13 protein-coding genes are annotated in these 11,773 nt (G+C 33.2%); 6 read left to right on the top strand and 7 right to left on the bottom strand.

The window, feature by feature from the left end:
• The 5 genes from ACMZ42_RS17875 to ACMZ42_RS17855 all read right to left on the bottom strand — a co-directional run.
• Positions 1–657, bottom strand: a 657-nt coding sequence (locus ACMZ42_RS17875; protein ID WP_415732251.1) for an IS1595 family transposase, incomplete at its 3' end; no start/stop codon positions are given.
• A 177-nt stretch (positions 658–834) separates the two neighbouring features.
• The gene (locus ACMZ42_RS17870) at positions 835–1,488 is read right to left on the bottom strand and encodes a DUF420 domain-containing protein (protein WP_415732250.1); all 654 of its coding nucleotides are present in this window, start codon (positions 1,486–1,488) and stop codon (positions 835–837) included.
• A 470-nt stretch (positions 1,489–1,958) separates the two neighbouring features.
• Positions 1,959–2,264, bottom strand: a complete 306-nt coding sequence (locus ACMZ42_RS17865) for a hypothetical protein (RefSeq protein ID WP_415732249.1) — start codon at positions 2,262–2,264, stop codon at positions 1,959–1,961.
• A 290-nt stretch (positions 2,265–2,554) separates the two neighbouring features.
• Positions 2,555–3,442 carry a DMT family transporter gene (locus ACMZ42_RS17860; protein WP_415732248.1) on the bottom strand — a complete coding sequence of 296 codons (888 nt, stop codon included), beginning with the start codon at positions 3,440–3,442 and terminating at the stop codon, positions 2,555–2,557.
• A gap of 331 nt (positions 3,443–3,773) precedes the next feature.
• Positions 3,774–4,211, bottom strand: a complete 438-nt coding sequence (locus ACMZ42_RS17855) for a GNAT family N-acetyltransferase (protein WP_370083777.1) — start codon at positions 4,209–4,211, stop codon at positions 3,774–3,776.
• Between the two features lie 650 nt (positions 4,212–4,861).
• On the opposite strand from ACMZ42_RS17855, the gene ACMZ42_RS17850 reads away from it, so the two are divergent.
• From ACMZ42_RS17850 to ACMZ42_RS17830, 5 genes are all read left to right on the top strand, one after another.
• The gene (locus ACMZ42_RS17850; RefSeq protein WP_415732247.1) at positions 4,862–5,230 is read left to right on the top strand and encodes a GntR family transcriptional regulator; all 369 of its coding nucleotides are present in this window, start codon (positions 4,862–4,864) and stop codon (positions 5,228–5,230) included.
• Entirely contained in the window at positions 5,227–6,090 is an 864-nt protein-coding gene (locus ACMZ42_RS17845; RefSeq protein ID WP_415732246.1) for an ATP-binding cassette domain-containing protein, read from the top strand. The genes ACMZ42_RS17850 and ACMZ42_RS17845 overlap by 4 nt, the downstream gene beginning before the upstream one ends.
• Before the next feature lie 2 nt (positions 6,091–6,092).
• Entirely contained in the window at positions 6,093–6,809 is a 717-nt protein-coding gene (locus ACMZ42_RS17840) for a hypothetical protein (protein ID WP_415732245.1), read from the top strand.
• Positions 6,810–7,261: 452 nt separating this feature from the next.
• The gene (locus tag ACMZ42_RS17835; protein ID WP_415732244.1) at positions 7,262–7,795 is read left to right on the top strand and encodes a hypothetical protein; all 534 of its coding nucleotides are present in this window, start codon (positions 7,262–7,264) and stop codon (positions 7,793–7,795) included.
• A gap of 704 nt (positions 7,796–8,499) precedes the next feature.
• Positions 8,500–9,678: a hypothetical protein gene (locus tag ACMZ42_RS17830; RefSeq protein ID WP_415732243.1), complete on the top strand. Its 1,179-nt coding sequence runs from the start codon at positions 8,500–8,502 to the stop codon at positions 9,676–9,678.
• Positions 9,679–9,741: 63 nt separating this feature from the next.
• Here the strand turns inward: ACMZ42_RS17830 and ACMZ42_RS17825 are convergent, their stop codons facing one another.
• Positions 9,742–9,882 carry a hypothetical protein gene (locus ACMZ42_RS17825; protein ID WP_370078829.1) on the bottom strand — a complete coding sequence of 47 codons (141 nt, stop codon included), beginning with the start codon at positions 9,880–9,882 and terminating at the stop codon, positions 9,742–9,744.
• 438 nt (positions 9,883–10,320) lie between these two features.
• Here ACMZ42_RS17825 and ACMZ42_RS17820 point away from each other — a divergent pair, with 438 nt between their 5' ends.
• Entirely contained in the window at positions 10,321–10,770 is a 450-nt protein-coding gene (locus tag ACMZ42_RS17820) for an NUDIX hydrolase (RefSeq protein ID WP_370078831.1), read from the top strand.
• Between the two features lie 290 nt (positions 10,771–11,060).
• Here the strand turns inward: ACMZ42_RS17820 and deoD are convergent, their stop codons facing one another.
• Positions 11,061–11,768, bottom strand: coding sequence for a purine-nucleoside phosphorylase (gene deoD, locus ACMZ42_RS17815; protein WP_370078833.1), 708 nt, complete (start codon positions 11,766–11,768; stop codon positions 11,061–11,063).
• Positions 11,769–11,773 lie beyond the last annotated feature (5 nt).

The raw sequence follows: 11,773 nt of genomic DNA, 5'->3' as shown, positions 1-11,773 counted from the left end.
GACAACCATATCAATTTCTTCTGCTTTCACACGACCTCTACCCGCCATCCTCGCAATAATATTGTTATTTCGATCTTGGGCTACAACTACAGCAACTTTCTGATTTGAAATTCCTCGTTTTTCATCCTTTTCTGCTCTTTTTTTTGGTTTACGATGTGTAAATCTACGACCTTTTAAAGATTCACGAAAGAAAGTCTCATCACTTTCAATAATGCCAGATAATTGATTGAAGCTGTGACTTCCTAAAGCATTTAAAATCTTATGTCTCCAATAAAATGCGGTAGATATATGAATTTCTAAAGAGTCTGAAATCTTCGGTAATGTAACACCGTTTATCATCATTTTAATGTATTTAATCCATTTTTCCGGATAACGCGAACCTGAAAAAGGCGTATTTGTCATATCATTAAATGTTTTTCCACAATCCTTACATAAATATCTTTGTCTAGAACGATATTTACCGTTACGTTTTACGGCAGTACCACCACAATGAAGACAACCTAAACTAGACGAAAAGCGAGACTCCTTGATCTTAGGAAGTAATTCTTCCATTTTATTTTCCTCTTTTGGATATAGATCTTGTTTCATTGCCTTAAATAAGGCTAATTGGTCTGCTTTCCCTAATTCTCCAACTGCTTCATATACATATCTCCACATTATTGAACGCCTCCTGAAAATGCATTATATTCAATTCAATATTTTCAAGATAGCAACAATCTATACGAAAACGGCCTTAATATTAAAACGACTGTTGTAATTCAGTTTATGATAGTGAGAGCATATAACAAACAAAAATGACTACTCATCACAAAAGTAGTCATTTTTATTTGTTATTTAAAATTGTAAATCCGCATTTCCCTGATGCTTCATCGTATTGAGTTTTCGTCGTATAAACCATTCTGCAACGAATAAATTGGGCACCCAACATAACCAAGCGATTATAGAGTAGCTAAGATTAAAATGTTCAAATCCAAATAGTACAGTAAACAAGACTAGCCAAATTCTTAAAGTGACAGCTGCAAAGGTTAAAGAATAATTTCTGATCATCCACTTTTGATGATTAAGAACTTTTTTATGTTTAATTTTAGCCAGAGCTTGAAATGCTGTTATCAGCCAAAATATAGCTAAGAAACCAAACCCCAGCTGAGACATTAACCCCCCAGTAGCATAAAAGGCTAAATAAAGCCCCGAAACACTGCCAAATAATATGCCTATCATATAAATTTTACCCATCGTACGATGACGTTTAATATTTTTATCTCTAAACCTTGAAAATAATGTAAAGGGACCAATGACTAAAGCCACTATAGCAAATACGATATGCAAATAAAGCATTATGTACCAATATGAACTCAATGTAGAATTTAACATAAGCTTCAGTTTAACAAACCCTGCTTGATGCGCATCCATGAAGAGATATTGAACAGCGGAATAACAAGATATTAAAATAGCTAAACAAATAAATATAAGCCAAGTTTTTTTATGCATCTTTCTACCTCCTAAAATTTTATTTAGTTTTTTCTCAATTCCCCTTCTTCTTCCATAAAAGAATTTCCTCACTACTTTATGCTGTTTGATTTGAGCATATTTTATTTTTTATAGTTTTTTCTTTCCTGTTTATACTGTAACATTTAATTTCATAATATCCTCTTTCCACCTAATAAGTGGTAAAAATATGTGTGTAAGAGGTTTTATATTTTAAATAAAACAACCATAGCCACTAAGATAGTATAAATATCTAAAGCTGGCTTCGACACTTAAGTAACGATATTTTACATAAATAAAAAAACTACTAGGCTCTGATTTGTTCAGTCACCTAATAGGTCAATTAATTATACAACATAAAAGCTAGTCAAATTCTAGCCCTTGCTCCCAGATAGCTCCTCCATAGCCTTATGTAATTTCTTTATATATCATTCTTTGATCGCTTTTTTCTTTAGCTACATTGTACTATTATATTACTCAACTAATTCAACAGTAAGTGTAGTAACGGCCATTGGTGCTGTACCTTGTACTTTTCCGTCATAACCGACTTTTACTTTATCACCAACCTTAAATGTTTCGTCGGGATTCTTTGCAAGATATACATAAACAATTCCATAAACCGCATTATTTTCTGATTCAGTTACATATACTACGGCTTTCCGATCGTTTATCATCTCTTCAATCACCCCTATAAAGGTTGCTTTAACTTCACTTTTACACATAAACAACAAACTGCAGCATAGCAGAACTATAACTAGCAAACTAAATGCCTTTTTCAACATATATTCCCCCTAAATCTTACGTTTGTCCTTTTGATTAATAATACCTCATTTCAAGCAAATGTTTCCATCCACTATTGAAATCCCGCATTTTTTCCGGATTCAAATAAAAAAATGTCTGTGTTATGTTTATTTTCGACGCATGGCATATAGAGCTAATGAAAAGGATCTGGACGTGTGCCTGTTAGCTTTTTTCTCCACAGAAAATGAAGTAACAAATACAAAAAACCACCCATTTCTGAGCGGTCTACTGTCATCATATTTCTATTACCATTCCCCAATGTCTTGATTTACGTTTGTTTAATTTTAAGGGGAATTCTAAATCCTAAAGCTATAGCTGCACCTATACAGCTAGATAGACATCCTATTATCAAATATATTGAAAGCGGTGATTCACCAATTAGAACAGAAGCTATCCCTCCAATTACCGGAAATAAAGCTACCATGTACCCGCTTTTGGCAGCACCAATTCTTTCAACAAGTTTTAAATAAAATAGCCATGCTAGGAAAGATGCGATCAATGTTAAGTACAGTAAAGCAGATATGTATGTTATTGATGTAGGAATGATGATCTTTTGTCCCTGTGACAATACAATTATAGACATTAAAATACTTCCTACAGCGAAACCAATAGCATTCGAATAAATAGGATCAATCTTTACTCTGGCATTCCTTGCAGAACTTACATCACCAATTGCTGTAAGCACTGTACCTAAAAGTGCAATCATTATGCCTTTTAAAACAGATAAGCTAGAAAAATTACTTAAAGAAGGATAAATGAGAACACAAACACCAAACACCCCTAGTAGCCCTCCCAATAATACACGAGGATGTAGTTGCTCTTTTAAGAAAATACGAAGAGCTAGCGGCGTCAATATCACTTTTAATGAAAAGATTAATGTTACAATTGCTGCTGAGCTTAATATTGTTGCGTAATATAGGCATAAATAACTTAAAGCAAAATTACAAATGCCAAACACAATGATAAAGGGTATATCTTTCTTTGTAGGTACCCCTTTCGGCTTAAGAAACAATACTAGGGCAATAAATAAAAATGCAGTAATAACTAGCCGATAAGTCAAAGATAATTCTAAGCTTACTGGCGTTCCTTGAATTTTCACTGCAATAAAATTAAGCCCCCACACTATTAAACAAAATACATACATTAGATTTGTCACTTTATTTACTATACCTTCTGTCGTTCTTTAATTAACGAAATATCTAAGGAGAATATCCTGTGGCTAGGAAGGAATTCTCTCCTCTTGAAATCATCGCCTAATATATAGTATCATCGCCTATCAAGTTTGTAAAAAGGTTTTTCCATAACCTTCCTCTAAAAGCCCAAGCTTAAAATTAATGAGTACCTGGGTTTCTTTTGCGCAATGGTAGAATTCTTTTCTATACACTACAAGCACTAGTTAATTTTCAATTTGTAAATAACAGGGCGCATATCACGTTTTAATGAGCGCTTAGTCATTGTCTTTTAGTTTTAAATAAGCCAAACTACTTTTATAACTGTAATTTCATACTTATTGTTCTTAAACTAAATCCCATTTTTTCGTATAGCTTAATAGCATTATTCCCTGCGTAAGCACTAAGTCTAACTTCAGAGTATCCTTCCCTCCTCAATTGTTCAATGGCAATATTCATTAATTCTTTGGAAATACCTCTACCTCTATATGTCTCTTTTACAAATAGCTCATAAATAAACCCGTTTAATTGTTCCGTAAATTGGTCTTTATTTTCCCCAATTAAGATCCATCCCATTAACTCATTATTCTCGGTTGCTATCAAATAGTAGCATCCTTTTTTAAGAAGAGGTTCTATTAAGTTTAAAACTTTTTCATTTGTTGCTCTTACTCCGCCCAGTGTACCATCAAATAAAGCTTGTGGTGAAAGAGCTATTATTTCTTCTAGTTCTAAGTTGTTCGGCTTTCTAATTTCCATTTATAATACCTCGTTTCTCAATCTCATATTTAGCTTATTATCAATATACCAATCTTTCATTATAATACCATTTAACTTGTCTTTATTTAAGCAATCAATCGTGATTCACTACTAAGCCTAGAACACGATCTGTAGTAAGTTCTTAGTTTCACAGCACTGTTAAATGCTTTGCTTTTATAATAACCCGTTGGCAACTTCAAAGTTGATTTAACTTCGAAGTGAGGTCGATCAATGTTTACTATCCATTCACCGCCTCATGTTTTCTTACAATAGCCCCTACTTACTGTTAGGATGGAGAATGCTTGATATTTCAAGGTTGATGAATGTTTCCTAAAATCAAACTTTGTAAAGCAATACTTTTACTTATTTTGATTTCTCTTCCTCTCCCGTTTTGAAAAGCTTTTCCCTACTTTGTTGATTGCAAAAAGGTACCAGAAAGTAAAACACTGACTTCATTCAAAATATTGGATGGAGCAGTGTTTTTTTGCGTAATCGACACATCACATTTTTAAGGAAAATTTCTAAAAAAAACCATGTATTGAACAAAAACCTATTTACAAAATTAAACAATCATTGTACAGTTGGTTACACAAGTATACAACCATACAATCAACATGAGCAAAACTGAGGCAAAGAAAGGAGTGTTCTTGTTGAAACCTATATTAGATGAATCATTACCCATCTTTCAGCAAATTGCACAAATCGTAATAAACGACATTGTTGAAGGACACTTAAAAGAAGGCGAACAAGTTCCATCTGAAAATGAACTATCAAATTTTTATAACATCAACAGAGCAACTGTAAGAAAAGGACTACAGACTTTGGTTGATGAAGAAATCATTTATAAAAAACGTGGAATTGGGATGTTTGTAATGGAAGGAGCGAAAACAAAATTGTTAGACGAAAGGAAAAAACAGTATCGAAATGAATATATAGTGCCACTGCTAGAAGAAGCAAAGCGATTGGGAATGAGTGTTGAGACAGTAATGAAATTAATAAAAGAGGAGGAGAAAAAATGATTCAGGTTGAGAATGTTACCTATGGATACGGTGAGGAACCAATACTTAAAAATTTTTCTTTCAAAGAAAATGAAAATGGTATTACCGCAGTATGGGGACGAAATGGGGCTGGAAAAACGACACTGATGAAACTGCTTGCTGGGCATGACAAGCCAAACAAAGGAATTGTTGAGATCATGGGAACGGCTCCCTATAATCGTGCAGAAGCTGCTCAATATGTTTGTTATATGCAAGAGGATCATCCATTTAGTTCCATCTGGACTGTTAAGGATTCTTTGCGATTTGGACAGTATTATTATTCCAATTGGGATATGGATCTAGCTAATCGACTCTTAAAGATCTTTAGGCTGGATGAAAAGAAGAAGATTTCAAAGTTATCAAAAGGGATGAAATCCGCTTTGCAGTTTATCATCGGAATTTCTAGCAATGCGAAAATCACGATTCTAGATGAACCTAGTAATGGATTAGACGCAAATATGCGTAAGAAAATGTATAAAATTATACGAGAAAGTCAGGAGCAGCAACCAAGATTATTTTTAATATCGACTCATCATATTGAAGAAATCCAACAGATATGTGATTCAATTCTTGTTATTTATGAAAAAGAAGTATTCATACATGAACCAATAGATGACATTAGAGAGTGTGGAATCTGGTTGGTAGGAGACAAAAATAAGATAGAAAAAGTGACGGATGGACAATATATTTTAGAAGCAAGTGAATTAGGATCTAGGTTAAAAGTGATGGTTGATGTAGCTTTTAATGATGAATGGAAAGAAATCGCATCTTTACATGGGTTATCAATAGAAAAAGTAAAACTACAAGATTATTTGTTAAATAAGACCGAGGAGGCAGAATAAAAATGAATTCTTTATATGGAACATTTCGTTTAGTCTCAGAGGAAGCCTTATTTTATTTAGGTAAATTAATGTTTTTCTACATTACTATTCCGTTGACCTTGTTGTGGATCCTGATTGGCTATATATTTGGACTTGGAGATGATGTAGTTGCCGCAATTTCAGGTCCCGCTTATTGCTTTATTGCATTATTTGGAGTAAATGGCTATAGAACAATGTATCCAGTTGCGATTGGGATGGGAAGCACGAGGGTACAATTACTCAAAGTCTATTATGGCGTAGGTGTTTTAGCAGTTGTTATATGCATTACATTGCTAAATGTATTGCAATATATTTTAAAAACTTTATATCTTCATTGGGAAATCGGAGCGAACATTTTACATCCTGGATTATTTTTAATAGATGGCTATCATTTCTTTGCTTATTTATGGATTGATCTTATGTTTGGACTCTTTTTGTTAGGGGTGCCTTTTCTACTATATAGTATTAATTTTCGTTTAGGGATGCAAAAAAGCATCATTACTCTTATGTTGTTGTCAATTATTTTCATGGTTTTATACTATGGTGGTTATTTAAGCGATAGCATAGAATGGCTTTTAGGATTAGATGTTTCGGGAATGACATTGATTACTTTATTAGGCTTATGTAGTGTTGGAGCATTATTATTATCATATCCTATTATGCAAAATGCTCCGTTAAAACCAAAGTCAAGAAAGGATTAAAATGAGTTGTTTATGTCAGTATTTGCTCACTGAAGAAATGATGAAAACAGCTTGCAAATCACAAGATAGAGTGAAAAAAAAGGCGAGTGACCCCTTTTCGATGACCTGTGAAAAACACTTTGGTCTCTTTTGGTCCCTCCCCCATTTGGAAGTTCATAAACCATTGATACCCTTATTGAATTGCTGACTCATATCGTTGAATTATCCGAACTAACATAGAAAATCACTGGTAGACAAAAGCTTGATATATCAGTATTTAATTGTCTACAAACTTTTAGCCAGTTAAATTGGTCGTTTGTTTAGCAATAAAGATCCCTCCATCTTAGAGTGTTCTTTTTTACTAATTCTAAATAACTTTAAACATACTTTTTTATTTGTTACCCTCCAATTTACACCTGTAACTATGTACAAATGCTAGGCATATAATAAAAAAACTATTTGGAGGTATTTTAATGTATTATGGATTAAGCGGTTATCATCCAAATTTATATCAAATTTTGGAGGGCTGGACTGGAGAACCAAAAAATACTGTTTATTTGTTAATAAATAAATATGGTTTACCAAATGAAGCAAGTTCTAGAAGAATCATCTGGTATAACAATGGTCCTTGGAAACGTACGATTGTTCATCTTGATACAGTACCTCATAACACTCCTACTCCCCATCTCGATTATTTGGAACAAACAATAGATTATAAAGTACCTGTTCATTTTTTTGATGATTTAGCACGGTTCGATGGCAGCTTATATCCGGACAGAACGGCTGGTGAAGCTACGGCAAAATGCGATCAAGAAGCAGCGAATTTTATGGCTTTAAACTTAATGAACGACATCGTTACCGGAAAGCGGTCCGTAGAAGACGCTCGTCATGCTGCAACCGAAATCGAAAAAGCTTTCCGATTAAAAGGTCAATTTTCACCATACACCACAGGATTTCTATTCTCCAAACAATATCATACCGCTGATCCCGATGTCAGCTCTTTTTAAGCAAGCCTAACAGCCGGGTGTTTACATTAGTACATTCGGATTGTTTACCTAGACTACCACTTCAATTCAGATTATTTTTATCTTTAAGCACAGCACATTATAGATTTTTTAAAAGCATCTTCAGAATTTTATATAATTCCGCTATATTTTAATTAATTAAGACCACCCATCACAAAGTAGTTTTTTATAGTTTATTCAGATAAGCTCAAGACATCGACAAAACCTATCCGCATGTCAATAACCGTATAATAAGCCCCCTTATCAAATAAATAAGAGGGCTTTATATAATGCATAGTCTTTCACCTATCTCCAACAGACTTTAATAAATTTACTGTAAAATAGCTAACTTTCGAATCCGATTCATTCTTTACATATAGATCAGTTCCTAGCGATGTAAAAGCACTTTCCTTTGAATACCTTCTGTTATCATCAGCTAGAACGTATCCTTCTATTAGACTAAGTTACACTCGTGTATCCTCTGTTAGCTCAGAACTACTTATTGGTTGCGGAAGGCCATCATGCTCGTTTAACCAATTATAGAAAGGCACAGGACGTTCACTATATTATCTAACAAAAAACACCCGTCAAGGAGTGATCTTTTCATCCATTCCCCATTTTATTTTTTAAAACAACGAACTTTTTTATATGGTAAATCGTCCAATTATTAGTAAAAACTAATTTTAAAAATACAAGGAGAAATACAAATGAAAAATACGATTAAAAAAACTTGGATGATTGCTTCAGCACTTACAATAGGAATGGCTGTTCTGACACCACTTCAAGCAGGAGCTGCATCTGTAGAAACAACAGATAATAGTAGTATTAATGTTCAACTTGAACAAAAAATTACAGGAACTATTAAAAACATCTACGATGATGGAATGAAACTCAAAGCAAAAGATGGTAAAAATTACTTTATCAGTTTCCACAAATTTTCTGATGAACAAATAGAAAAAATGAAATTAGTAGAAGGACAAGAGGTCTCTATAGAAGGTTACACTGCAGAGAGTTATGCCGACTTCTTCACGTTTGAAGTATTTAAAAAAGGCTTGCCTGAAGAGATAACAAAAGAAGATCTAACAAAATTAGAAAAATTGTTTAATGAAATGAAACACGTACAAAATGAAATAAAAAAAGGAGTGGAAAAACTAACAGATGAAGAGATAGAAAAGAAACGTGAGGAACTACAAAAAATTCACGAAGAAATGCATCAAATCACAAAGCCGTATATATTAGCTAATTGGCAACCTCAGTCATTTGAAGAATATATGGAAGATTACGGATTTAATAGGAGAAATATTATTATTAAAGAAAACGATAACGTACAACTTAAAGCTATTTATGAAGAATGGATAAAGCTTAAAAAAAGTGGTGATGAGGAAAAAGCTAACAAAAAATATGAAGAGTTTGATAAAATCCTTGAACCTTATTTTGATGCGCTAAATGCACCAGAAACATTTGAAGAATTTATGGATAGCTTAAAGAAAGTCACGGAATTTTTTGATATCCCCGCTGAAACTTTAGCCAAACTAAAAACTCTTCATGGGGACTTACAAAAAGCATTAGAAGAAAAAAATGATGAGTTGTATGATAAGTTACACGAAGAATTCAATGAACTCCTTAATCAGTTCGAAAAGCCTCAAACATTTGAAGAATACATGGCTAACTTTGAATTCAAAGTTAGTGAAGCAGATAGCCAGAAATTAAAACAACTTTATGAAGAATACCAAGCACTTGATAAAAAATTAGAACAAGAAAAAAGCGAAGAAACATGGGAAGTTATTTACAATATTTTAGCCCCATATATTAAAGCAAATGAAGAAATTCTTATCTCTGCTTCTAAAATAACGATAAACGGCCAAGACTATCTTTCACAACATTAACCAGTAAAAATTCGGGGTTATCCTAAAAATTATTAAACAATGTTTTAGGGATTAACCCCTTTCTTATCTCCGGACAATATACCCTATTACACGAGGCACTATTACGGCGTTCTTCTTATCAACAGTTTTATTAACATCTTTGGAAGGTGTTTTAATTGGTTGTTTTATAAAATCATACATATTCATTTGTTTTTGTTCTTCCATATCTTATATTCCCCTCTCTACTATTCCAGTCAATTTTCTAAGTTTGGTCTGCTATTTATTTGTGTACGATCATCACGTTTATTAAGCCAGTTATAAAACGGTACTGGTAGTTCTCTACTCACTGTTTCTTCTCTTCTATATATGATGATTTATTCGATTTATTACTCAAACGCTCTACAGCTTTACTATATGCCCATACAAATACAACTCTTAATGTGCTTGTAACTGTTAGTACACCATCTTTTATATCAATTGTGATTTTGAATAGTCAGTTTAGAGAAAATAACTTTTGAACAATTTACTGAACGTTGGATGAACATTGGATGAACATGTATGTTACCATTTCTCTTCCAACTATAACTTTGCTATGTTATGATACTTTACAGATAAAATTTTCCATTTAAAAGAACAAAAATATGGTTAAATGTAGGTGGAAACATGAATTATATAAAATCTTTACGCCAATATGTTGGAACAAGTCCTATTATTGCACCAGGATCAGCAATCATTGTTTTAAACGGAAAGAATGAAATACTATTGCAATTACGTTCAGATACAGATGATTGGGGGCTTCCAGGCGGCGGAATGGAAATAGGAGATAGTTTTGAAGAAACTGCACAAAAGGAGTTGTATGAGGAAACAGGATTAATTGCACAAGAATTGAAATTGGTTGGATTAGCTTCAGGGAAAGAGTTATATTACAAATTTCCACATGGGGATGAAATTTATAACGCGACGGCAATTTTTAAAGCAACTGCGGTTAAAGGCATTATTAAGCAAAATGAGGAGAGTAAAGATTTAAAATATTTCCCTTTAGAAAAGCTTCCAAATTTAAATTATACAACATTAAAATTACTAGAAAAGGTTGGTTATATTTCAACTGATTAGATACGGCGGGCAACATTTCGTTATCCAAAACAAAAAGCTAACCATCAATCTGTGCTTGTGCATAAAATTACACACAAGCCCTTTTGTTATGCTTCCTCAACCACTTTTAAGCCCTCCTTCATCACTCTGATGACCAATAGATTCAAGTAAGTGTACTTTTAGAAGATTCTTTATAAAATTAAAAAGCCCATTAGGCTCTGAGTTATTCAGTCACCTAACAGGCAATTTATTTATAACTTTAAATGTTAGTCCCTTTGAAATTTATTCTAAACTTCAAAACCTAGATCAGACTACTCTTGAATCGCTGCCTCTAAAGCTACAACGATCATATCGTTGAATGTAGTTTGACGTTCTTCAGATGTTGTTACTTCGCCAGTTAAAATGTGGTCACTTACCGTTAAGATAGAAAGTGCTTTACGGCCGTGTTTTGCAGCTAATGTGTAAAGTGCTGCTGATTCCATTTCTACAGCAAGGACGCCATATTGAGCTAATTTTTCGTTTTGATTTTCATCAGAATAGAACATATCCGCTGTAAAGATATTACCCACTTGTAAGTTTAAACCAGCTTCTTTACCTGCATTGTATGCTTTTAATAGTAAATCAAAGTCTGAAATCGGTGCGAAGTCGATAGCTCCGTTCCAAATGATTTGGTTCATACGTGTATCAGATGTTGCTGCTTGCGCTAAAATTACGTCACGAACTTTTACATCTTTTTGAATTGCACCACAAGTACCTACGCGGATTAATTTTTGTACATCATATTCTTGCATTAATTCTGTAGCGTAAATCGAGATTGAAGGCACACCCATACCAGTACCTTGTACAGAAATACGTTTACCTTTATACGTACCTGTATAACCAAACATATTACGAACTTCGTTATAACAAGTAACATCTTCTAAAAACGTTTCAGCAATATACTTTGCACGTAATGGATCTCCTGGAAGTAAAATTGTGTCAGCGATTTCGCCTTTTTTTGCATTAATATGAATACTCATACTGC

Source organism: Lysinibacillus sp. NPDC056185, assembly GCF_047737915.1.
GTDB lineage: Bacteria > Bacillota > Bacilli > Bacillales_A > Planococcaceae > Lysinibacillus.
This window is presented reverse-complemented; position numbering and strand designations above follow the sequence as displayed.